At 41.3% G+C, this 24,245-nt stretch carries 19 protein-coding genes and 1 pseudogene; 5 read left to right on the top strand and 15 right to left on the bottom strand.

What is annotated here, in order from left to right; all coding sequences use genetic code 11:
* Positions 1-100 precede the first annotated feature (100 nt).
* Positions 101-1,267 (bottom strand): DUF58 domain-containing protein, encoded by a 1,167-nt coding sequence (locus tag IQ259_RS21400; RefSeq protein ID WP_193888000.1) that lies wholly within the window; start codon positions 1,265-1,267, stop codon positions 101-103.
* Between the two features lie 155 nt (positions 1,268-1,422).
* Here IQ259_RS21400 and IQ259_RS21395 point away from each other — a divergent pair, with 155 nt between their 5' ends.
* Both IQ259_RS21395 and IQ259_RS21390 read left to right on the top strand, forming a co-directional pair.
* Positions 1,423-1,770: a hypothetical protein gene (locus IQ259_RS21395; protein WP_193887999.1), complete on the top strand. Its 348-nt coding sequence runs from the start codon at positions 1,423-1,425 to the stop codon at positions 1,768-1,770.
* On the top strand, positions 1,748-2,149 hold the full coding sequence (locus IQ259_RS21390) for a DUF4288 domain-containing protein (RefSeq protein ID WP_228014689.1): 402 nt from the start codon (positions 1,748-1,750) through the stop codon (positions 2,147-2,149). Before IQ259_RS21395 ends, IQ259_RS21390 begins: the two co-directional genes overlap by 23 nt.
* Before the next feature lie 152 nt (positions 2,150-2,301).
* Here the strand turns inward: IQ259_RS21390 and guaA are convergent, their stop codons facing one another.
* From guaA to IQ259_RS21365, 5 genes are all read right to left on the bottom strand, one after another.
* Positions 2,302-3,924, bottom strand: coding sequence for a glutamine-hydrolyzing GMP synthase (gene guaA / locus IQ259_RS21385; protein WP_193888008.1), 1,623 nt, complete (start codon positions 3,922-3,924; stop codon positions 2,302-2,304).
* Between the two features lie 346 nt (positions 3,925-4,270).
* Positions 4,271-5,386 (bottom strand): cobalt-precorrin-5B (C(1))-methyltransferase CbiD, encoded by a 1,116-nt coding sequence (gene cbiD / locus IQ259_RS21380; protein ID WP_193887998.1) that lies wholly within the window; start codon positions 5,384-5,386, stop codon positions 4,271-4,273.
* Positions 5,387-5,459: 73 nt separating this feature from the next.
* The gene (locus IQ259_RS21375) at positions 5,460-5,759 is read right to left on the bottom strand and encodes a hypothetical protein (RefSeq protein ID WP_193887997.1); all 300 of its coding nucleotides are present in this window, start codon (positions 5,757-5,759) and stop codon (positions 5,460-5,462) included.
* A 9-nt stretch (positions 5,760-5,768) separates the two neighbouring features.
* Entirely contained in the window at positions 5,769-6,362 is a 594-nt protein-coding gene (locus IQ259_RS21370) for a DUF3177 family protein (protein ID WP_193887996.1), read from the bottom strand.
* 312 nt (positions 6,363-6,674) lie between these two features.
* On the bottom strand, positions 6,675-6,914 hold the full coding sequence (locus IQ259_RS21365) for a Calvin cycle protein CP12 (protein WP_193887995.1): 240 nt from the start codon (positions 6,912-6,914) through the stop codon (positions 6,675-6,677).
* Positions 6,915-7,452: 538 nt separating this feature from the next.
* Between IQ259_RS21365 and IQ259_RS21360 the strand changes: the two genes are divergently transcribed.
* Positions 7,453-8,664, top strand: coding sequence for an FIST N-terminal domain-containing protein (locus IQ259_RS21360; RefSeq protein WP_193887994.1), 1,212 nt, complete (start codon positions 7,453-7,455; stop codon positions 8,662-8,664).
* A gap of 74 nt (positions 8,665-8,738) precedes the next feature.
* Here the strand turns inward: IQ259_RS21360 and IQ259_RS21355 are convergent, their stop codons facing one another.
* The 5 genes and pseudogenes from IQ259_RS21355 to IQ259_RS21335 form a co-directional block, all read right to left on the bottom strand.
* Positions 8,739-9,854, bottom strand: coding sequence for a metallophosphoesterase (locus IQ259_RS21355; RefSeq protein WP_193887993.1), 1,116 nt, complete (start codon positions 9,852-9,854; stop codon positions 8,739-8,741).
* 347 nt (positions 9,855-10,201) lie between these two features.
* A complete protein-coding gene (locus IQ259_RS21350) occupies positions 10,202-11,362 on the bottom strand; it encodes a hybrid sensor histidine kinase/response regulator (protein WP_193887992.1) in 1,161 nt (386 codons plus the stop codon).
* Positions 11,363-11,488: 126 nt separating this feature from the next.
* Complete coding sequence (locus tag IQ259_RS21345; protein ID WP_193887991.1) at positions 11,489-11,935, bottom strand: response regulator; 447 nt, start codon at positions 11,933-11,935, stop codon at positions 11,489-11,491.
* Positions 11,883-14,186 carry an ATP-binding protein gene (locus IQ259_RS21340; RefSeq protein WP_193887990.1) on the bottom strand — a complete coding sequence of 768 codons (2,304 nt, stop codon included), beginning with the start codon at positions 14,184-14,186 and terminating at the stop codon, positions 11,883-11,885. The genes IQ259_RS21345 and IQ259_RS21340 overlap by 53 nt, the downstream gene beginning before the upstream one ends.
* Before the next feature lie 380 nt (positions 14,187-14,566).
* A pseudogene (locus tag IQ259_RS21335) lies at positions 14,567-14,803 on the bottom strand (dolichyl-phosphate-mannose--protein O-mannosyl transferase); the annotation flags it as partial.
* Between the two features lie 216 nt (positions 14,804-15,019).
* Between IQ259_RS21335 and trmB the strand changes: the two are divergent.
* Complete coding sequence (trmB, locus tag IQ259_RS21330; RefSeq protein WP_193887989.1) at positions 15,020-15,691, top strand: tRNA (guanosine(46)-N7)-methyltransferase TrmB; 672 nt, start codon at positions 15,020-15,022, stop codon at positions 15,689-15,691.
* A 271-nt stretch (positions 15,692-15,962) separates the two neighbouring features.
* Here trmB and IQ259_RS21325 read toward each other — a convergent pair whose 3' ends face one another.
* From IQ259_RS21325 to IQ259_RS21315, 3 genes are all read right to left on the bottom strand, one after another.
* Entirely contained in the window at positions 15,963-16,943 is a 981-nt protein-coding gene (locus tag IQ259_RS21325) for a PRC-barrel domain-containing protein (protein ID WP_193887988.1), read from the bottom strand.
* Positions 16,944-17,001: 58 nt separating this feature from the next.
* Positions 17,002-20,694 (bottom strand): chromosome segregation protein SMC, encoded by a 3,693-nt coding sequence (gene smc, locus IQ259_RS21320; protein WP_193887987.1) that lies wholly within the window; start codon positions 20,692-20,694, stop codon positions 17,002-17,004.
* Between the two features lie 221 nt (positions 20,695-20,915).
* On the bottom strand, positions 20,916-22,352 hold the full coding sequence (locus tag IQ259_RS21315; protein ID WP_228014688.1) for a tetratricopeptide repeat protein: 1,437 nt from the start codon (positions 22,350-22,352) through the stop codon (positions 20,916-20,918).
* 445 nt (positions 22,353-22,797) lie between these two features.
* Here IQ259_RS21315 and IQ259_RS21310 point away from each other — a divergent pair, with 445 nt between their 5' ends.
* A complete protein-coding gene (locus tag IQ259_RS21310; RefSeq protein ID WP_193887985.1) occupies positions 22,798-23,661 on the top strand; it encodes a hypothetical protein in 864 nt (287 codons plus the stop codon).
* Between the two features lie 68 nt (positions 23,662-23,729).
* Here the strand turns inward: IQ259_RS21310 and IQ259_RS21305 are convergent.
* Positions 23,730-24,245 (bottom strand): ACT domain-containing protein (locus IQ259_RS21305; RefSeq protein WP_193887984.1); only part of this gene is annotated, 516 nt, incomplete at its 5' end.

The following is a 24,245-nucleotide window of genomic DNA, read 5'->3' as shown; positions in this document are numbered from 1 at the left end:
TGGGGAGATTTCCCCAACCTGAGCAGATTCAATGAAGATATTCTTACAAAAACCTAAATTTATAGCATTCATCGAAATATTGAATACCTAGAATATTTATTTACAATGCTTGTAAAGGTTTTTGTAGTTGAGTTTGTAATTCCTGTTCGCTTTGCAGAACAATACCAGGGTAATCACGATTGACTACCACTGATGCTTGCTCTGAGAAATTATTACTTTGCCATAAAACCCAACGACTGCCTGGCGGTAGAGAAGATAGTGTCAGAGAATTTTGAGTTAACCAAATTAAAGGATAGTTTGGTGCTTCTGTGGTTTCGGCATCTTCTTGAGATGTTGTCGCTGCTAAGGTTTCTAAAACAGTCGTATCGCCTTTAACTAAAGCTGTCGATGCCGTCCACAGTTGTACTGGTATTCCCATATGTTGTGCGTAAAAATACAAACTTGCTGCGGCAATTACTGCTTGTTCAAAATCGTTTTCTTGCCATTTACCAGCGCTGTCTAAGGCAATAACTATCTCTTGTCCACCTGTAACAACTTCCAACTCTCTGACTCGTAATTCGCCATAACGGGCGCTAGTTCGCCAGTGGATTAGCCGGGTGGGGTCGCCGATGCGGTAGGGACGAAGCGATCGCACTAATCCTGATGTCGCAGTCTGCAAAGGTCTATTGATAGAATCACCTTTTTTGCTTTCTTCTTGTCCCATTTCATCTACTAACGGGCAAGTAGTGAAAGGTAATACAGCCGGGTAAACAATTGCCGTCGCTTCACAATCGCGCTGACGACGACACCAAAATAAACCTAAAGGTGCGCCAGTCGCTAATTCGACATTGTGCCAGCGATAAATACCTCGGCGCTGGGTAGATTGGTAATATACCCAACGGTGACTATTTTTACTAGGAATAACTTCAATCGCCTGTTTGATTGGCTTACCCAAAACAAAGGGCAAAATATCCTCGACTTGCAGCAAACTAGCAGATTGTGGTGTGGGATTGTGAATTTCTAATTCCACAGTTAGGTCATCCCCGGCGGAGACGGGTTGGATAGGACTGCGGGTGATAGTTAAGCCGACAAGCGATCGCGTTGGTAAAACTGCTGCGACTGCTAATAATGCTACACTCACACCGCTAATAGCGTACAGCCACCCCGCCATCGTATTGACAGCCGCGCCAAAAAAACAAACAGCAATTCCAGCAAGTACCCAACCGCTATATGTCGGGGTACTTACACGATTTTCTAACCAGTTGGTGATAGGTTTGATGATTTTCATGTTTCTTTTTTAACCCAACATCACCGGAAGTTCACAGTGTTATGGAGATTATGGTGCGATCGTACTCAAAACTAGGTGTTGGGTTTATTCTTGACTTCAGTGATAAAACAGTTCGCTATTTATGAAAAAATTAAAATTTAGCTATTTTTAAATCTATGCTCCAAAAATATCTATCGAAGCCACTCGTTTGTTTGTTAACCACGGGATGGCTAGTACAACCTATTGCTGCTAACCCCCAGACTTTAACTTATAATTACAACAACACAAATTTATCTCAGAAATCATTTCTAATAAGCCAATTTAGACCAGGAGATAGCTGTGAAGCTAACGACAACTTAAGTTTATTTGCTGATACTTTTATTAGTGTGTGTCGAAAAGCATCTATTAGGCGAGAGTTTCCCAGCGAGTTTTTGAAATATTATTTAGAAGATATTAAGAGCAACAAATCTGCTATTGGTAAAAAAGCTTGGAAATTATTGAATGATGGTAGATTCAAAAAATAACGTTGGAGGAATATTGATGAAGCCTGAAAGCGTAAATAAAACAGAATCCTTCTATATGGCGATAATTCTATACAAATCATCTTCAGATACACTTGATTATCAACCTTTATATCAAGAAAGCTTTGTTTTAATTAAAGCGAATTCTTTAGAAGCAGCAAAAGCGAAAGCTTTAAATTATGGTAAGAATGAAACTGTCAGCTATAAAAATGAAAATGGAGAAACTATTACTTGGTCTTTACAACAAGTGATAGATGTTAACTCAGTTTTGGATGATGAGTTTGATTCATGTGAAGATGGCGTTGATTTATATACTCGTCATTTTCGCAATTATGAAGCTTACCAATCTTTTGAGCCGTTATTATCTAACGAGCAGTTGTAGGATTTTTAGATTCTTCAAATAATAGCAGCTTTAATTTCACTTTTTGAATTAATGCCAACAAGGAAAAATCACGCAGAATCTCTAGTCTTAAAATAAAAAAGGTGGGAAATACCCACCTAAATCTTTCATTTCAATTTCGTTTTACCAAACTATCACTCCCATTCGATGGTTCCAGGTGGCTTGGATGTGATGTCGTAAACTACACGATTCACACCTTTAACTTCATTCACAATTCGGTTAGAAATTACTTCTAAAACATCATAAGGGAGACGCGCCCAATCTGCGGTCATACCATCTTCACTAGTGACAATCCGCAAAACTACAGGGTAAGCATAAGTACGTTTGTCACCCATAACTCCTACGCTACGAATTGGTAACAATACAGCAAAGGCTTGCCAAACTTCGTTGTATAGTCCACGTTGATTGATTTCTTGCCGCACAATTAAATCGGCATCGCGGAGAATATTCAGGCGTTCAGATGTGACTTCACCAATGATGCGAATTGCTAAACCAGGGCCGGGGAAGGGTTGACGTTGGACAATTTCTTCGGGTAAACCAATAGAACGACCAACTTTGCGGACTTCATCTTTAAATAGTTTCCGCAAGGGTTCAATTAATTTAAATCGCAAATCTTTGGGCAAACCGCCAACGTTGTGATGGCTTTTAATTTTGACTGCTACCCGTTCACCTGTTTGGGGGTCAACGTTGGTATCAGCAGATTCGATGACATCTGGATAAAGTGTACCTTGGGCTAAATAGTCAAAGGGGCCAAGGCGCTTTGATGCTTCTTCAAATGTACTAATGAATTCGTGACCGATGCGACGGCGTTTTTCTTCGGGGTCTGTGACACCATCAATGTTAGCCAAGAAGCGATCGCGGGCATTTACATATTCTACAGGGATATGAAACTGCTCTTGGAACAACTTCACCAACCGTTCTGGCTCATATTTCCGCATGAAGCCTTGGTCAATAAACACACAAGTCAGCTGATCACCGATCGCTTTATGCAATAAAAAGGCTAGGGTAGAAGAATCAACTCCCCCAGATAGTGCCAAAAGTACGCGTTTATCGCCAACTTTACCCCTAATTTCGCGGATTGCTTCTTCTACAAACGCTGCGGTTGTCCAGGTGGGTTCGCATTCGCAGATATGGTAAACGAAGTTGCGAATCAGCGCTAAACCACCGATGGAATGCACCACTTCGGGATGGAACTGCACACCATACAGTTTCTTTTCGTGGTCAGCAACTGCGGCGCAGGGAGTATTTTCTGTATGGGCTAATACTTCAAACCCGGATGGCATTTTGACGACGGAATCTCCGTGACTCATCCACATAGTTGTGCCATCTTCAACATTAGTCAGCAAGTCGGTGGGATCATCTATATATAATGATGCTTTGCCATACTCACCGCGATCGGCTTTGGCAACTTCTCCACCGAGTTGGTTGACCATTAACTGCATCCCATAGCAAACGCCCAGGATCGGAATTCCTAATTGCCAAATTTCTGGGTCACAATGGGGAGCTTTTTCACTATAAACTGAGTTCGGCCCACCAGAGAGAATGATGCCCTTGGGGTTGAGTTGCCGCAATTGTTCGACTGTGGTGCGATAAGACAGAACTTCAGAATATACTTGAGTTTCCCGAATACGTCGGGCAATCAATTCGGAATACTGAGATCCAAAGTCGAGAATCACAATAATTTGACGATCAAGCCGCCCCAATTCTTCTACTGGTTGAGGCGCTTGTTCGGTTAGTAGAGTCACCGCTGTATTCATGATGGGGAAGTGTGAATGAAGTAGTAGATAGTTGCACAGTATTCTGACGAAAATACCATCTATAGCCGTAGCCATATAGAGTAGATTGCTCAAAGTTTTGAATGAACTGGGTTGGATACTCAGCACTCAGCACTCAGCACGGGCTGAACGCCCCGCTACCGCTAACAGCACTTTACTATATCTGCCTATTTAGGCTTGTAAATGGTAAACGAGTCCCCTACAAACGCGGGTTATAAAGCGTTTGCTCGGTCAATTAATTGGACATAGTATTAGAAGGAATAACTTACCCTAGAGCGCTTACTGAAAAAGTTATTTATTGGGATTATTAATGATTATTCATAATAAGTTAACATAATTTTTCCATTAAGAAACAGGCAGTTTTACTCTTTACGATAATTTTGCGATCGCGGTCAAAGAGAATTGAGCCACAAATTGGTACTTTTGTACCTTGGTTATTGTGGCTTTGCATGTATTCTTGAGAACGTGTATCTATGGCTTGGGCGATCGCACTATAAACTTGATTCACCCAATCACTACCCCCAGAAGCATCTAATTCTCTGAGATATTTCAGAGCAGCTTCTGCTGTTGCACTGTTAAATACCACTTGTATATCTGATGACTCCATCCCCAGCAAAGCACAGTGGGCTGCTAATATCTCTCGCCGCCCATCAGCCAAATGGTGATGGGTGTGAAAAATTCCTCCAGCTAGTTTCAGCAACTTGCCGTGATAGCCAAACAATAAGATTTCTTTAACACCCAAAGCATCCGCTTCAACCAACATCGGCCCCAACCAGTTAGCCGTTTTTACCAATTGTTCAGGATTAATACCGAGTTTTCGCGCTAAATCTAAGCCGTTCTCACCAATGCAAAATACTAAACTTGTAAAACGGCTGGCTTTTTGTTGTAATTCAGTCCGAAAAGCAGTTAACTGCTCAGGTGAACTTAAAGGTTGCGAAATACCTGTTGTACCTAACAAAGAGAGTCCTTCAACTACACCAAAGGCAGCATTAGAAGTACGCACAGCCAGCGATCGCCCTTCCGGTAAAATAATGGTCGCCGTGATTTTCTCACCCGGTGCTAACATCCGCCGCAAGTTCTCATGCAACAACCTTTGAGCATAACTATAAATTGCAGGTTGGTCATGAGCATTGAGATTTTTGCCAATACCTTCTCCACCTTTGATAGTCACTGCTTCCTCAGCTTCACCACCCCACTCCACCATTGCCCAAATCGGTGTATCGCGTGTGAGGTCAAGATTATCACCAGGATCACTACGAGTAACTGCCAAAGCTATATTCTCAGATAGCCCCGCTACTTGTTCGATTGGGATTTCTGCGATTTGTGGTGGTGCAATTAAGTCAACCGACACAGTTTTCAAAGGCTGACGCTGGCGTAACCAATGTAACGCCGCCACAGCCGCAGCACAGGCAAATACAGGTAAAGTGTATCCAGCTTTAGTCATTGGTCAGGAAGCAGGGGCAGGGGGCAGGGGTCAGAAGAATAAATTTCCAACTTCATACTTCATACTTCATACTTCACACCCCAACTTCTGCCAACAAAACTTGCATTGCTTCCCAAGAGATGCCTTGTTGAATATAGCGGGGTGCTTCAGGATTATAAGGACTGGCGATGCGATCGATACCGAGAATTTTGGCCTCATCTAATAGCACTGGGACATCAGGATCAAAAGCTGTCGGGCGCATCAAAGAACTAGAAAAACCTTTGAAAACAGCAATTTTATCTTGTTCATCAGCTATTTCCACCGTGATCAATAAAACTTCTTGGGGGCGTTTGGTAGTGTACTGTTCTAGGCGCTTGCCAATGGAATTATTCATCTTAGTTAATTACTGAGGTGTAGCTGAACGTCCTTGTTTGCCCAGCTTAATAAGAACAAAGTAGCTTAGGTAAAGTACATAAATAACTAAAAAGGTGATGCCTAGAAAACCGAGAAAAGCAGGTTTGCTATTGTAATGAAAATAATCTTTGAAGAGTAAGGGGGCTTCAAACCAGACTCGACAAGAGGGAGTTTTGATTGCTGTTTCAGAGAAAGCACAGCCGATAAAAGGGATAAAAGCGATCGCACCGAGAAAGCAATAAACTGTTACAGCCCAACGCCAAGAGGTGAAAATCAGCTTCAATGGGCTACTAGGTTGATACTCAATTTCATCATTGAGATCCACCCAAAACCATAGGGAAATTGGAATCAGGATACGTGCTATCAATCCAGAAATAAAGCTGACTGGATATTCAGCAATCATTAAGTAGATTGTAATTGCCAAAAGACTAGCAACTCGCCAATAAATCATTAACAGCCGTTGTATTCCCTCTGCCTTTTGTACAAATGCCCAAATTAGGAGAATTAACGGAATAATCAACGTAAATAATACTGCCAGTCGGTAATCAGTCCAGATATAGGGGCGGAACCAAACTTCTTCCATTGTTTTTGCCGGATGATAAATAAAAAGTTTGCATGAAGAACAGATATTTAATATAGCGGATACTTTAGCAACAACTTCTGGAGGAGATGGATGATGCTGATACTGGCACCATGTACCAACAGGGATTTACCTATCTGTCGATAAAAAAACAAGCAACTCACAGAGCCTTTACTTTTGTATCTTGTACCAACTAACAACTCATACTTAGGGTAGTTTACGTAACTTACCCCATAGAAGATGAAGGTACAAGGTTTTAGTAAATAGATTCTGGTTGCTTGTCTGTTGGATGAACAGAAATTTACTCACTCAAGTCTATTCATCGTAAACCCGGCACTCAGCTGCATCTGGGTTATCATCGCAGTACTGTTCAAAGGCATTTTTGGGCTTACTTTGGCGCTGATGGGAGGCTTCAGCTTGTAGTTCTTCAACAGCATCCCAAGCTGCCGCACACTCAGCAGAATTGCTACCTGAGACATCACAGACAGCACGAGCTTGTTCAACTTCTTCTTGAATTTTTTCTTCGATGTCAACTTTTGCTTGGATTTCGCTCATAGCTTTCGTTTTGTTGTATGTTGTTAATACTAGTATAGAAAAGTTCAAAAATTGCTATTTTCTGTACTATCACTCATCATTCTACCTAATAAGTTGATGTACTTAGTGTTGTAGCTTAATGATTGATAATTAAGGCAAACTAGGATATCCATAACTGTAATCTTTATTTATCTTTTAAAATTTTATAGAGTCCGTATTACGAAAGTGCATCTATAAACTATATTGATTGCATGTAATAGGAATTGATTAATATCTGTCTTGAAAGGCAGCTATACAGGAGGTGAAGCAGTGCGTTGGGTGGGTTTCTCAACAGCCGCGTAACTGCCGTTAGCAGTAGCCAGTCTTCTATTAAAGGGAGGCGCTAAAGGCGGACGAGCGTCTCCTGTTGGTGTAGCCTCTCGCAGAGAAGGGCAAAAGACAAAAGGAAGAAAAGTTTTTCATCCTCAGTTGTGAAATCTACTCGTCAAGGTCTTGCACCTGTTTGCCTCATCAAAACCTTGGGCTAAAAGCACGACAAGAAAGGAAGAGATGAAACCTCATGGCAGACCAAATGCAGTGGGCTAATGCCCTATCAACCCGTCCTTCTCTGGAAGCCGCTGTTACAGATGCGGTGCAACAAGCTGTGTCTTCATTAACAGCCCCAGCAGATTTAGGGCTGGTATTTATTTCATCTGCTTTTGCTAGTGAGTATTCCCGGCTTTTACCTTTGCTGGCAGAAAAACTTTCAGTCCCTGTCATTATTGGTTGTAGTGGTGGTGGTGTGATTGGGACTACAACTGAAGGACAAACCCAAGAGATAGAAGCAGAAGCAGCTTTGAGCCTGACATTGGCACATTTACCAGAGGTAAATTTACAAGTTTTTCATATTTTGTCGGAAGAATTACCCGATTCGGATAGTTCCCCCGATGCTTGGATTAATTTGATTGGCGTAGAACCATCCGCCACACCGCAGTTTATTTTGCTGTCTAGTTCCTTTTCTTCAGGAATCAATGAACTCTTGCAAGGACTAGACTTTGCTTATCCTGGCTCCGTGATTGTGGGGGGACAGGCCAGCGGGGGTGGTTTGGGAGGTAGACTAGCTCTATTTTGTAACGATCGCCTTTACCGTGAAGGAACTGTAGGTTTGGCCTTGACTGGCAATATTGTATTAGAAACTATTGTGGCTCAAGGCTGCCGACCAATTGGTAAGCCGATGCAAGTCACGAAAGCTGAACGCAATATTATTTTAGAAATTGATGAGCAAGTACCACTTGTGGTGTTGCGAGATTTAATTAACAGTCTCAGCGATCAAGAGCGGACTTTAGCGCAACATTCTTTATTTGTGGGTGTGGCGATGGATGAATTTAAGCTGGCTTTGCAGCAAGGAGACTTTTTAATTCGCAGTATTTTAGGGGTAGATCCAGCCGGAGGCGCGATCGCTATCGGCGATCTTGTCCGCCCTGGTAAACGTCTACAATTTCATTTGCGTGATGCGGAAGCCTCCGCAGAAGATTTGGAATTCCTACTGGAGAAATATCACAACCAAGAAAATACCCCATCCTCGGCTATTGCTGCTTTAATGTTCTCCTGTGTTGGTCGTGGCGAAGGGCTTTACGGCAAACCCAATTTTGACTCAGCACTATTTAAGCGCTACTTCCAAAATATACCCATAAGTGGCTTTTTCTGTAGTGGCGAAATTGGCCCTGTAGGCGGTAGTACTTTCCTACATGGTTACACCTCAGTATTTGGGATTTGCCGTCAGCAGGAGTGATGAGTGCTGAGTGAATCAATTTTGGATTTTAATCTAAAACTTGGTAATCCAAAATCTAAAATTCTCCTTCTCTCCTACTCCCCCATCTTGTTTAACAAGAGAGTGCTGTTGTTATCGATGAGGTTAGGTGTACCGCTGTTGGCGATCGCACCGTAAGCTTGAATGTAACGACGCACTTTTTGGGGAAATTGCGGGTAGTCAAAAAGAGCATCGCCATCGGCAATAGTTGCCCAAAAATCACGCAAACTTGGAGCTATTTCTTGAGCTTGTGCCACTGGTAAGTTTAACGGTGGATGAGTCAGAAATTTCATCAAAAAAGGCAAAGAGCGATCGCCCATCCATTGTTTTGATAAATGTTGCAAGTTGGGAAAATTAGGTACAGATTCCACACGATGAGATAAAATTTGCAACCATTCTCTGCCGTAGTTGTCTTGGCGAAATTCAAAAACTCGATAAGGATGAGGATAGCTCACTAAAGAACCAGTGGTGATATCATACACCCCATCTGAGTAGGCAATATCCTGAACATGCAAATGACCTGTAAATACTAACTTAACTCCATACTGACGTAGCAATTTTAACAGTTGGGGTGCATTGTCCAACATATAGCGATTGCCCATTGGATGGCGTGACTGTTGAGGTATATGTTCAACCACGTTGTGATGCACCATCACCAGCACTAATTCATCCGTTGCTGCTGCTAGAACATCCTCTAACCAACTTAGCTGTTTGCTATCCAACCGTCCTAACTGCTGACCTTCTTCACTGAAAATGTTAGAATTCAGCCCGATTAGTCGCACTCCAGGTAACACTGGATGAGTGTAATAAATTTGTTCAAGATTGTCATAGCCAAATTTACGGTAATAATGCGGGAAATCAGCAAAACCAATGGATTGCTGATCAGGCATTAATACAGGAACGTCATGATTACCTGGAACAACGTACACAGGAAAAGGCAACTGAGATAGACGTTTTTGTAACCAAAGATGGTTCTCTGGTTCACCGTGCTGGGTTAAGTCGCCTGGAAGCAATAGAAAATCTAAATTAAGTTGTGTTAAATGTTCTATTACACTTTCAAAAGCCGGAATACTAACTTCCACCAGATGAAAACGACTGGGATGATCCCAGATTGTATGGGGAAGCGCAATGTGTAAGTCGCTGACTACAGCAAAGCGGAAATTGAGCGCCATTGATTTGTAGACTATTTTAAAAATAGGGGATAAAAAAAGCCTTTTCCACAAAGTATAACTTTGCTTTGCGAACTCTGCTGGAAAATCGTTGCTTAATCTTTGCGGGAGGCTCAGATCCCCGACTTCTTAAAGAAGTCGGGGATCTTGTTATTCACAAATGATTAGGAATGCTACATTTTTGTTGGATACCGGGAAAATAGAAACCTAATTTAAATAGAAGCTATGTGTAAGAATTGCCAAAAATATTGACAAATTATTTGTTTTTTAAATACTGATTATCAATAAATTAACATCCCAAATCAAATACGGCTCGTCACTCTTCAGTCACTCTAGTATTCGTGAAAAGTTTAAAGCTTGATTAAAGGTAGGGTGACAATGAATGTTGTGCCAACTCCAACTTCGCTATTCAGCATAATTTCGCCACCATGTGCATCTACACACTTTTTCACAATAGCCAGTCCTAAGCCAGTGCCAGGAATTCTACCTACATTTTCTGCACGGTGGAAAGGCTGAAACATCCGCTTTTGGTCTTGTTTGGGAATGCCAATTCCCCAATCTTGAAACCGGAAGATAACGGAATTTTCTTGACCAATTAATTCAAACTGAATTCTACTATCGGGTAGTGAATATTTAATTGCATTGCCAAGTAAATTGCCTAAAATGTGGCGCAGTAGTGTTTCATCCCAAACTGTTTCACTTAATTCTCCATAACTGGCAAAAATCAGAGTTAGATTCTTCTCCTTGAGACTGAGTTGTGCTTCTTCAACTAGTTGACGACAAAATACTTCTAAATCTAATGGCTCAAGGTCGCATTGAAATTTACTAGAATCAGTTCTACCAATTAATGACACTTCATCTAACATTTGTGCCATGTTTTTGATAGCTACACGAATCATCTGTAAATGATTACGTTTTTTTTCTTGAGTTAATCTATCTTCGTTATTTTGTAGTAGTCCAGCCGCTAAAAGAATTGTATTTAGAGGTTGGCGAATGTCGTGAGAAAGCATAGAAACTAATTCTGATCGGAACTGGTTAATTTCATTCGCTTTTACAAGTTCCGCATTGCTTTCCTCAACTCGAACTTGTAATGTCTGATTAACTTGGCGTAATGTTTCTAAAAGCTGTTTACGCTCGATCGCATAACATATAGAACGAACCAAGCTATTGACATTCACATGACGTTTAACTAAATAATCTTGCGCTCCTTCCCTAACTGCCTCAATTGCTAGTTCTTCATCATTGGTATTTGTTAATACAACAATTGGCACACTAGGCGCATTGTTGATTAGCAATGGCAGGGATGATAATCCTTGACTGTCTGGTAAGGTAAGGTCTAACAAAATAATATCGTAGCTGCTGTGACTGAGTTCATTAAGTGCTTCTTGCAATCGCTTAACATGAACTAGCACAAATTCCTTGGCATCGGCTTGCTGCAAAAACTCTTGCAATAACCTAGCTTCTGCCAGATTGTCCTCAATCAACAAGATTTTTACTAAGCTTATAGCCATAATCTTCTGGTTTCAAGCCCTGGGAAGTGTTGAGTTAGAAGGCAGAAGATGAAAGGATGAAGTATAAAGGCTAAAGGCTAAAGGCTGAAAAATAAATATTTCATACTTCATACTTCATACTTTTACTTACTCTGACGGTAAAGTGACGGTAGATAGCCAAAAATCTTCAATGCCTTTGACAATTTGAAATAGTTGGCTGAGGTTACGGGATTTAGTAATGTAGCAATTCACATGCAAGTCGTAGCTGTGAAAGATATCGTCCTCATTTTTTGAGGTTGTCAGCACTACTACGGGGATGCGCTTGAGTATGGGGTCATTTTTAATTTCTGCTAATACTTCCCGACCATCTTTTCTCGGCAAGTTCAAGTCTAGCAGAATCAGGTCAGGGCGTGGAGCATCAGCATATTCACCTTCTTGTCGTAAAAACGCCATAGCATCCACGCCATCCCTCACCGTTAATACTTGGTGCGGCACTGAGCTATTTTTCAATGCTTCTTGGATTAAACGGACATCGGCTTTATTATCCTCGACCAAAAAGATGGTTTTGAGCTTGTCTTCCGTTTCTACGCTCACGCTCGCGTCCTCCAACTGGAATTGTAAAGTAGAAGGTAGCTCCTTCACCAAGTTGTGATTCTACCCAGATGCGACCCCGATGGCATTCGGCAATCTTTTTACAGATAGCTAGACCCATACCTGTACCTGCATACTCATCCCGTGTATGTAGGCGTTGAAAAATCACAAAAATGCGATCGCTAAATCGGGGGTCTATACCAATCCCATTATCGCGCACCCAGAACAACCATTCGTCTTCTAATCTCTCGGCTCCCACATGAATTTGTGGCGGTTGGTCACTGCGGAATTTGATGGCGTTGGCAATCAAGTTCTGAAATAGCTGCATTAGTTGGGTGCTACCAGCCATTACCGTTGGTAAGGGGTCATGGGTAATTATAGTGCCGGTTTCGGCAATTCGTTGCCGTAAATTACCGAGGGCGCGTTCTAAGGCTGTTTCTACCTCAGTTAGTTGAAATGCGATCGCCTGTGTGTCTACTTTGGAGTATGCTAATACGTCATCAATTAATGTCTGCATCAAACTCACACCTTGGACGGCGAAGCTGATAAATTCTCTCGCATCTTCATCCAGTTCTTCGTTGTAGCGCATCTCCAAAAGTTGCACATAATTCGCCACTTGATTCAGGGGTTCTTGCAAGTCATGGGAGGCGACGTAGGCAAACTTTTTCAGTTCGGCGTTGGAACGTTCTAAATCCTGTGCTAATTGAGCTAGTTCATCGGCTTGGCGCAATACGATATTTACAATTGCTTTCCGCAGTTCTAGCGCGGCTTTGATTTCGACAAATTGCCAAGGTAATGATGTTAGGCGGACTGTTTCTTTCCACAGTTCAAAAGATTTCCGGGGACAAAGGCGGACATTTCCATCTGACTGGCTAACTTCAAATGCCTTATTAGGATCACCACCCCAATTCACAGTTTGAATTACTTCTGGTCTAAACCAAAGTACATAATTGCGTTTGGAAATGGGAATGGCTAACAAACCACTGGCAACGTTTTTAAACCTTTCCGCATCTGGATAAACCTGTGGCAAAGAATTTGTATAGAAAACTTCTTCATCAACATTATTCTTTAACCACTGCACCAAAAAATTCAGGTCTTCTTCTTGGGGAGTCTCACCAATTAATGTACAGCGATCGCCAAAACAAACAGCGGCACCTTGAGCGCTAGTTAAGTCTAAAAGATTCGGCTGATGTTTGACTAAACCATCAATAAAGTTTTCTTCCTGAGACATATACTCAATCAAAAGCGATTGAATATGTGTCAAATTCATCCGATAGTCGTAATCTTCTGTTTCTTCTCTGGCTGAAATTTCAGCAAATATCACTCTTCCTAAAAATTCGCAGGCTTTACGTAATTCGTAAGACACAAATTTGGGTGTTTGATGATGACACGCAATCAATCCCCAAAGTTTTTGGTCTTTAATTAAAGAGATAGTTAAAGAAGCACCCACACCCATATTGTGCAAGTACTCAGTATGACAACTAGCAGGACTTCGGAGAATTGAGTTAGTTAAATCTAACGGACGTTGGCTTACTGGATTTATCGCTGGAATTAATTGCACTGGCTCGGCATTAGCATCCGGGATAATTCTAATAGAATTAGAAGCAAATAATTTTCTAGCTGGTTTAGGAATATCTGACTCAGGATAATGCAACCCTAAATAAGGCTCCAGACTTGCTATTTTTTCTTCTGCGATGACTGAACCGTGTCCATCGTCATCAAATTTATACAGCATTACCCGATCAAAACCTGTTACCTGCCGCACTTCCTGGACAATTATTTGACAAAAGTCCCGCAGATTTGAGGTTTTTTCTAGCTGGTTAATCGAAGCTCTTGCTAGATGGTAAAAGCTTAAAAATGGGATATTTTCTTGTGAAAATGTTGGTTCCAATTCCAGGATTAAAAATCCTTCTGGATTGCGATGAAAAACTGCATCAAAAACTACGTAATCATCACCTTTCTTTCTCACCCAAATTTTTGTCGGGTTGATGAATTCAAGATTATCTTCTTCTAACCCGGCTTTAATTCTTTCTAGTTGAAACGAGTCGAGTAAATCTTCTAGTTTTTTTTGCAGAATGTTTTCAGGTTCTATCCCGAAAACACTCCAAGTATTATTACTAACTTGTAATATTTTTAGCTCCGGCTCTTCCAATACCAAAAGTACTCCGTGAGACTGTATTTGCCTAGAAGTATGAATTGGAGCCTCTTTCAAGTTAGTTATATTAATACTCGGAAGTTGTAAGTTTAATTCCATTGCGATTCTCCTCTATTATCAGGGAGCATCAAAAGTAGGTTCTATATAGGCTTTTTACCTATTTACTTGATAACTTTGTGACACTACCTAGATGTGAACTTGTATAATCTTTATTCTATGACTGAGTTAATGACTAAATTTTTACTGCTTCTAACAGTAAGAATGATGAATTGCAAACAGTTGCTTTATTTTTCCTTCATCAATGCTGGTTTTTTTAGATAGTTAACTTTTATTACCTCAGTCATATTGGGCAGTTTTACCTATCCTGCTTGCGCTTCTCAGTTTAACAGGCAGTATTTATAAATATAGATAAGAAATGTAAAAAATAGCTGATTGTCTACACTGTTTATATGTAGCAGTATTAAGCAACTAGCGAAGATTTAAATCCACGAGTTAAACAACATCCGTAGTTTATAATCTGCGGATGGAAGAGGTAAACCTAAATAAATGAGCAACCAAAACACAAAAGCAGTCAAAATCATGCAATAAATGGTAACACCTATCAGATGGAGTGGATAATAATAGCTGCGAAGATACTGATCGACAAACCAAGCGATCGCTAAAAAGACAAATACCACAGCCGTCATGTAATAGTAAATAAAAACGCAACGTGTCAATGTGTAAAAAATGCCAAAAATATTGACAGATTATTTTATTTTTCCAATACTTTACATTGACAATAATAGTCTATTTAATATTTTTGAACTTGAATAAGTTATCACTTGTTTAACTTTTGAAGTCAATTTATTATATAATTTGTCTTTGGATTAATTGTAGATTTATTTTCATCTGCAAATGACTGTTTACTGTTGTTATTACAAGGAATATCCACTTTGGCCGCTGTTAGAGTTCGCCAACATGTTAACCCACTTGCTCAAAAATATTGCACACCAGTTAATCCTCTTGAGTGGGAGCAAGTTTATGCAAAATCAAGCCAACCACTACACGTAGATATCGGCTGTGCTAAAGGTAGGTTTGTGTTGCAAATGGCGCAGACAGAACCTAACTGGAATTTCCTCGGTTTGGAAATTCGGGAACCATTGGTGGTGGAGGCGAATCAGTGGCGTTCTGAGTTAGGTTTAACCAACCTCCATTATTTGTATTGCAATGCAAATAACTCTTTACAACCTCTGTTATCTTCTCTAACTCCAGGCATTTTACAGCGTGTTACCATTCAATTTCCTGATCCGTGGTTTAAAACTCGTCATGCTAAACGCCGTGTAGTCCAACCAAAATTAGTAGCAGAATTAGCTAACTATTTAGCAGTTGGTGGAGTTGTATTTCTGCAATCAGATATGGAGTTTATCGCTGTGGAAATGCGCGATCGCTTTGCAGAAAACCCAGCATTTGCGCGAGTTGGTGCAGATGAATGGTTAACAGAAAATCCTCTACAAGTCCAGACAGAAAGAGAAATATTTACCCAAAACAAAGGTGAACCGATTTATCGCGCGTTATTTCAAAAAGTCCTAAATGCTGAGAAAAAAAATATTAATACCAATTCGTAATTCGTAATGACGCTCTCTACGAGACGCTAAAAGCGTAGCTTGCTTCTCCGCAGGAGTACGCGGACTCGCTAACGCTACGCTAACGTAATTCGTAATTAAGAAAGTCAGATACAGTATGGGTTTCGAGGTTTGAATATGTTGCCGGATTTTAGAGAATTGGTATATTTTTTTGACTTTCCACATACATGATGATCGCAAACAAAAGGGCGAGTAAACCTCGCCCTTAAAAAAATATTTTGGTGAACCAGAGTCTGTCTGTGAGAACTAAGCGTTAATACCCGCCTTCTTCTTCGTATTCTGGCTGCCTTTCCTTAACTTTTTTGGGAATATTCACTGGTTTTGGTTCGTCTTCCCAAGCATCGCTTTCTACGTCATCGTCATAATCTTCGTAATCGTCAGCGTAGTTTTTGGGTTGATACTTTGGCGATTGTTGATATCTGTCTGTACCTGTCGCTTCACTCCAGTTTTCTTCTTCCTCTTCCTCTTCGTAACGAATAGATTCGTACTGTTGCGCTCTCATGACCTCGCGCCGTGGTCTTTCTTCTTCTACATAATCTTCATTCCATTTTTCTTCCCGTGCTACGGGTTCGGAAGTACGGACTCTCGGCTTTGGTGGCTGTAATGGTACACCACTAGGTAGTTGATTAGATGGTGAAACTGTACGCGGCGCAGAATAACCATATTCTTCTTCTGCGTCTCGTTCCCACGGTGGTTTACCAATACCCAGACGTTCCAGAACCCCGACGGTTAACTGCTGTATGCGTTCTTCGGCTCCTTCAAACACAATTAATCTGCTGGGGCCAGTGCTGACAATTTCCTCTATTGATATCTCGTAGGTACTCAAGAATTGGTCGGGAATTTGGGGAACTCCCAAAGAGGCGATAATGATCGAGTGTAGTTTACCTGATATGCCATCAAATTTGAAGCTTCGTACTCTGCCCAATACTTCACCTGTTTCTGTGATGACTTCCCAGTTAACCAGGTTGCTGAAAGCTTCTATTTCAATATCTTCTATGACATCTTCATTATCAACCAGGATGACATCACCAATTTGGTTGATACTGTTGAGGTACATATAGCGTGGCAATCCAGAGATAGAGATCAGGCTGTCTCGTAAACCAAGAGCCACAACCTCCCTTTGATCGATATCAACCCAGACTTGATTGACAATCCCTAACCGCTTACCGTTGTCGCGGGTAATCACCTGGGTATTTAATATGTCGGAACGCCTAATTATCTGTTCAGAGGTCATTCTATACCGAGTCCTGATCTCGAATCCGGTTTATCTATACACTATTATTAACAAACATTCAAGCAGATGTATTGGAGGATGATAACTTAATTCCCAAAACTTGGGTATAAGCGCCTCGTGCTTGAGTAACGCCAATGGTGCGTTCGGCTGATTCTATCATCGGACGACGCAAACTCACAACTATAAACTGTGCTTGTTGTGCTTGTTGTTTGATCATTCTAGCTAATCGTTCTACGTTTGCTCCATCCAAAAACATATCCACTTCGTCAAAAGCATAAAAGGGTGATGGACGGTAGCGTTGCAGAGCAAAAATAAAACTTAATGCAGTGAGGGATTTTTCTCCTCCAGACATGGAAGCGAGTCTTTGTACAGGTTTACCTTTGGGGTGCGCGACTAAGTTTAAGCCGCTGCTAAAAGGATCTTCGGGGTTTTCGAGTTGCAGGTAGCCATCACCTTCGGAAAGGGTGGCGAAAATCGATTGGAAGTTATCGTTGACAGCATCAAAAGCTTCTTTAAAGGCGCGTTGCCGTAATGTGGTAAAGTTTTCAATTCGTAATAATAATTCGGTGCGTTCTGCTTCTAATGTCTGTAATTTTTCTGTGAGTTCTTGCAGACGGTTTTGGGTGCGTTCGTATTCTTCCAACGCCAGCATATTGACAGGTTCCATCGCTTGCAAGCGTTTGGCAAGCGAGCGCAATTCTTTCTGCAATTCTTCTAAGTCTACTTGATCTGGCACTTCTGGTAAAGGACTGGGCAATTCTGGGAGTAATTCTTGTAATTGGCTTTGCAAGGCGACTAGTTCTTCCCGCCGCTTCTGTTGGGTTTCTTGGAGTTTTTCTAGTTCCCACTCTAATTGTTGCTGACGCAAAAGATGCGATCGCACTTCTTGTTCTATCGCGTCGCGTTTTTGTTTTTCCACTCCCAAATGCTGTTCCATCTCGCTGAGTTTGGCGCGGGTTTCAGTTATTTGAGTGCTGAGTGCTGAGTGCTGAGTGCTGAGTGCAGTTAATTGATAGCGTTGGGTTTCTTGTGCTTGATGATATTGGGCAATTTTTTGTTCGGCTTCTTGGATGCGTTCTTGTAAACGTTGCTGCTGATTTTCAAGATTTTTTAATCTTTGCTCGGCTTCTCGTAGGTTGGCTTCCCGTTGTTGTAATTGTTGCTCTTGAGTTTTAATTACTGCCTGGATTTGCTGCCATTCACTCGGTGTTTGAGAGGCTTCCAATTCAGCTAAGGTGTGTCGCAATTGTTGCAGTTGTGCTTCTTGTCCCGGTAATTCCCGATCCAAAACTTCCAGGCGAGATTGTGCTGTGGTGAATTTTTCGGTGTTTTGGGTAAGTTGCGATCGCGTTGCTTCTAACTGCGCTGTTAAAGCCTTAATATCTTTCTGCAACTGTTCCAATTGCAATTGCTGTTCGCGGCGTGCTTGACGTGCTTCTGTGAGTTCTTGGGATAGCTGTTTGGTTTTGGTAGATAAAGCCGCGATCGCATCTGCACAACGAGCTAAAATCCGATCTATATCTCCCAGGCGATTTTTTAAGGCAATTGTTTCGTCTGATTCTGCGGCTTCTCCTGTACCAAACCGCAGTGATGAACGCTGATTGATGCTTCCACCAGTCATCGCGCCACTGGTTTCCAGCAATTCGCCATCTAAGGTGACGATGCGATATAAACCGAGATTTTTCCGCGCCTGTTCGAGGGTTGAAAATACGACTGTGTTACCAAAAACATAGTTAAATACATCTCGATAACGGCGATCGCATTCAACTAAGTTCACAGCATAATTGACAAAGCCGTTAGCTAACCGCAGAGTTGCATCTTGAGTAATCCTAGGAGCCTGAATTTTATTTAAGGGTAAAAAGGTTGCTCTGCCGGCGCGTTTTTGTTTCAGCAGTTCAATTCCGGCGGCGGCGATACCATCATCATCGACTACGATATGTCCTAAACGCGCCCCAGCCGAAATTTCCAACGCCAGTTGATAGCGTGGTTCTACTCTTCCCAAATGTACCACCAAACCGCAAACCCCAGGTATTCCCGATTGAATGATCACTTTACTAGCTTGGGTTCCTTGAACTTCTTGCTGTGCTTGCGTTTGCGCCTCTATTTTATCCAACTGGCGTTGTTTTTCCCGTTGCTCTTGCAAAAGCCGTTTTTGAGTATCTTGCTGGAGTTGTAATTCCTGTTCTGTGGCTGCGAGATTTTGCGCTAGGTTTTGGATTGGTTCGCTAGAAGTGTTAAATTCTGTCTCAACTCGCGTACATTCAGTTTGTCTTTCTGCCAACTGCGGTTCTAAAGTGGCAATTAGCTGAGTTTCTTCGTGAATTAATTCTTGTAGTTGACTGTTGCGTTCTCTTAGCTGTGCTTGCTCTGTGCGTTGCGGTTCCAGAGTTTGCAGTACAGTTTCGATTTGACGGTTCAGTGCTGTTTGTTGCTGCACCCAAGCTTCCGACGCGGAAGCGATTTCTGCGGCTGCTTCGCGGGATTTGTCTAAAGCTTGTTGCGCCTCGTCTCGTTGCTGTTGACAATATACAATTGATTGCCTCTCTACATCTTGTGTTTGGGCGATTTCTGTCAAACCCTGCTGATGCTGTTGAATTTCTTGCTGAGTTTGCGCCAACCGCTTGGCTGTTTCTTGGGAAGTTGCTTCTAACTCGGTTTGCTGACGCTGGAGTTGCTTGCGTTCCGCTTCTTGGGTAGCGAGGCTAGACTGTACCGCCAATAGTTCCTCTTCACCCAAAGCTTTTACATGAGCGTTGAGTTGTGCTAATTCAGCGGTTTTTTGCGTAATTCCAACATTCAAAGTTTCTAGTTGGAGTGTAAGTTCATTGTGAGAGCGATCGCCACTTTGAATGTCCGTGGCTAACTTTTCTTGCTGTGCTTGTAGAGAACGCCACGATAACACTGCTTCCCAAGATTGCTTGGCAAGAAATTCCGTCCGTAGCTTTTGATACTTCTCCGCTTTGGCTCGATCTTGCGAAAGGCGATCACGCTGTGCTGTTAATTCTGTTTCAATAATCCGACAGCTATCTTCCTTCTCCTTCACCTCATCTAACGTATCTTTCGCTTGGTGAATTTTGCGATCAAACGCCGCCACCCCCGCCAACTCATCAATAATTTCCCGCCGTTCCCTAGCATTCATCGAGATAATGCTAGTAACATCCCCCTGTAACACCACGTTGTAGCCTTCAGGATAAATCCGCAGACTTTCTAATTCCTCATGCAACTCTGTCAACGTGCAGGCAACACCATTGATATAGTAATTTGACGTGTAAGTTCCCTGATGAGTCACCCGCAGCCTTCTAGTGACACTCCATTCAGGATTGAGTGTTGAGTGCTGAGTGCTGTTAGCGGTAGCGGGGCGTTCAGCCCGTGCTGAGTCCTCTACTTCCTCTGCGCCTTCCTCACTCTGCGCGGCAGTCGCTACAACGGTGGGAACTCCCTCAACGCGCTGCTTTGCCTCTGCGTCTTTGTGCGAGATTTCATCCGACAAATCAAACGTCACTGTCACACTAGCTTCTACAGAAGCACGTCCCTTAGCCGTTTGCGTGTTATTTACCAAATCCGGTAGGCGATCGGCTCGCATCCCCTTAGAACTGGCTAGTCCCAAACAAAACAGCAGCGCATCCAGAATATTAGACTTACCGGAACCATTTGGCCCAGATATGACAGTAAACCCCGACAGCAATGGAACTGCGGTAGTACCACCGAAGGATTTGAAGTTGGTAAGTTCCACGCGCTTGACGTACACCATAGGCGCTGGTTTACTAGGCTAATGGTTAATGAAGAACAAGTGTATCAATTAATGAAAAATTAGCAATAGGTTGTATGAATAAATTATTGAACCGCAGAGACACAGAGAACGCAGAGGAGATGAAACAATGCTTAAGTAAAAAATGTAATTTTATACCACTGCTTTAATAGTAGTAGTGCTGGTAACGACTACTCCGGAGTATTAAAACCTGTAAGATGAAATTATTTTTGCATACGTTGAATTTCTCGCTGTGTATCTTTGTAACTATTTTTGTCGCCCTGATTTTGAAAAAATTGTGCAGCTTTTTCAAAATCAGCGATCGCTGATTTTTTCTTACCTAGTTTGGCATGTATTAAGCCTCGATGATAATATGCTAAATCAAAGTTAGGATTAAGGGCGATCGCTTTGCTAAAATCCTCCACAGCACTTTGATAATGTTTTACTTTAACCTGCGCTAAACCCCTTCCATAGTAAGCGTAAGGCTTTTGAGAGTTAAGTTTAATCGCTTGTGTGTAGTCGGCGATCGCTTCTTTATACTTACCCAATCCAAACCAAGCAAATCCTCGGTCATAATAAGCATTAGCATCTTGAGGATTGAGCGTAATTGCTTGACTGGAATCTGCTTGTGCTTTTTCATATTCTCCTAAGCGATAAAAGGAATCACTCCGATAGTTGTAAGCCAGAGAATTTTGCGGGTTAATTTTGATAGTTTGAGTAAAATTATCTACAGCTTCTTGATAGTTTCCTCGCTCATATTTACTTAGTCCTTCTTGATAAAGGAATTGCTCATTATGGGCAGGTTTTAAAAATTGCCAAAACCATGCTACAAGCATGACAATAAATGCAATAGTAACCCATGTTAGCCTAAATTTTTGATACTGGGGTTTTTGGGGTTGGTGCTGGTAATTTTTTAACTGCTGGATGTCTTGTAAAACTTCAGTTACAGACTGGTAACGTTTATGGTAGTTAAAACGCACCATTTTGTTGATAATTTGCGTGAATTCTCGGCTGACTTTGATATTTCTGTTGTGCCAGACAATTTCACCTGTAAGTAAGTTTTTTTGACTTTGCAAGCTAGATATTTCTTCCTTAGACAAACCCATAATTGCAGCGATCGCAGTTATCCCCAAGGCATATATATCACTATTATATTGAGGTTGACCTTGTAATTGCTCTATAGGTATATATTCTATATCTCCGACTATAGTTGTCACGATTTCTTGTACAGAACCAAAGTCAACTAAAACTAGTTTATTATCTGAGTGTCGGCGAATAATACTTGCTGGTTTAATATCTTGGTGAATTATATTACGGTCATGCACAAATAACAAAACTTGTAGAATTTCTAATAATAAGTCAATTACTTGGTCTTCTTTTAGAGGAAATCCTAGTAAAATTTCTTCGGTTAATTGATGACCATAAATAAATTCTTGAACTAGATAAAATTCTTTATTTACTTCAAAATAAGCAAGTGTTTTCTGAATTTTGTCGTGTTCTTGACCAAGTTGTTTTAAAATCTTTGCTTCCTTAAAAAAAGACTGTCGCAGCTGTTTTAAATTTTGAGGATTTTTAGTTTCTGGATGCAGTTGCTTGACTATAAATTGCTGATCAGGAATTTTAGCATCTTTAACTAGATAGGTTTGTATTGCTTCCTCCATACATAGGACTTGCTGAATGCGGTAATGTGTATCCAGAATTTGCTCATCCATAATATATATAAGTTTTTATACGAATTTACTTGATTATATATTAGTGTTATTACTAGTGTATTTTTTGTGGGGATCAACCTTGGCTGCAAAAAATATACAAAGACTAAGAAAATTGTAAATTACCACAATTAGCTCTAACGATCGCCATAGAGCAGTATAGACAAAACAGGAAATAAATCTCAAGGAAAATATGACTTTCATTGTCAGTCCTCTCCCGTAGTTTACTTTTGATAAAACAATCACTTAATCTCCACTCCTGGGTTTTCATAGGAATATTACTGAGTAACTACTCAACAACTGCCTGATGCAATTATTGCCGTGATATCACTCATGACACACTATTGCTCAGTACTGTAAAAGAGTTGTAATCGAATTGCTATAAACGCCAAATAGCTTGAACATTAACTTATTTAAACGCAACAAAGACCAAGCAACCGCGGCCAAGCGTCTATTGATCGAGGCGCTGCGTCGGCGTGACACTGCGTCTATCCAGAGCTTGACTATTCGATGGCAAAATATTATTGGAGAAGAAAAATTAACTGAGATGGTTAATGAGGCGTTACATAAATGTGATGCTGAAACTCACAGTTGGTTTTTTACAAGTTTTTTAGGGCAATTTAGATATCAACAGATGCAGCAAAAAGCCCAAAATAATGTCTTTCACATATTAGTGAACGCTGGTTTAGAACCAGGAAAAGACTTTAGTTTTGGCTTAGATGGTGAGATGATTATTAGCGATCGCGCCAAGGAAATCTTACTTAATCACCTACCACAGGAGCAGCGAAGATTTTTTGAGGCGCAGTTACAATTCTCAACAGTTGCAGATCCAATTGTTGCGATTGAGCAACAGTTGGGATGCTTATTTTATACTAATTTGATAAAAATTGCGTCTCGTCAAGTAAAAATACTAAGTAATGAACAAGCAGCAGCTTATTTAGGAGTATTACTGGCTGGTTTAGTCAAACGTCATCCAGCACTGCAAGATGTGGACTTTCCTACGAAATTTATTTTTAATACCCTGCAAGAGTTACCGCAGCAGCGAGTCACAGCAATATTAAATGATCAGGAAACTAATCCTCAGTTTGATGAGGTAATTATTTTCCAGGATTTACTAGCAGCAATGCAAGAATCTGAATCTGACTGTATGAGTGAGGAATATGGCTGCAACAGCTTAGAACAACTCAAAAAACTAGATTCAGTGTGGTGTGGTGAATATCGGCTGGCAGAAATAGTCGCCAGCCTGGAAAGAATTATTTAGGGACAAAATTTAAATCAACACTCTGTGTACCTCAGCGTTTACCTTAGCGCCCCTCTGGCTTTAAAAGCCTATGCAGGGACAACAAACTTCTCGCTACCAGCTAGTCCAAAGGCCGTATGGATAACTTGTAAAGCTTTCACGCCTTGTTCTTGAGCGACGACGCAGCTGATTTTTATTTCAGAAGTGGCAATCATTTGAATGTTGATTTGGTGTTGCGCCAGTGCTTCAAACATTTTGGCAGCTATACCTGGTTGTCCTATCATCCCTGCACCCACAATACTGACTTTAGCGATCGCATTATCTAAAATAACTTCACCCCAGCCTAATTCTGCTGCTACTTGGGTAAGCAGTTTTTGGGTAGTTTCCCCATCCATTCGGGGGACTGTAAAGGCAATATCCCGTTTAGGAACACCATTAATCAATCGACAACGTTGAGATTGAATGATCATATCAACGCTGATGTTGTGCTGTGCCAATATACCAAACAACTTCGCCGCCATCCCTGCTCGATCTGGAACTTGACGAATCGCTAAACGTGTTTGGTTCATATCTAAGGCGACACCGCAAACGGGAGAAGAGGAAAC

Source organism: Fortiea sp. LEGE XX443, from assembly GCF_015206815.1.
GTDB lineage: Bacteria > Cyanobacteriota > Cyanobacteriia > Cyanobacteriales > Nostocaceae > Nostoc_B.
Note: the sequence above shows the minus strand (reverse complement) of the source record. Positions and strands in the feature narration are given on the sequence as shown.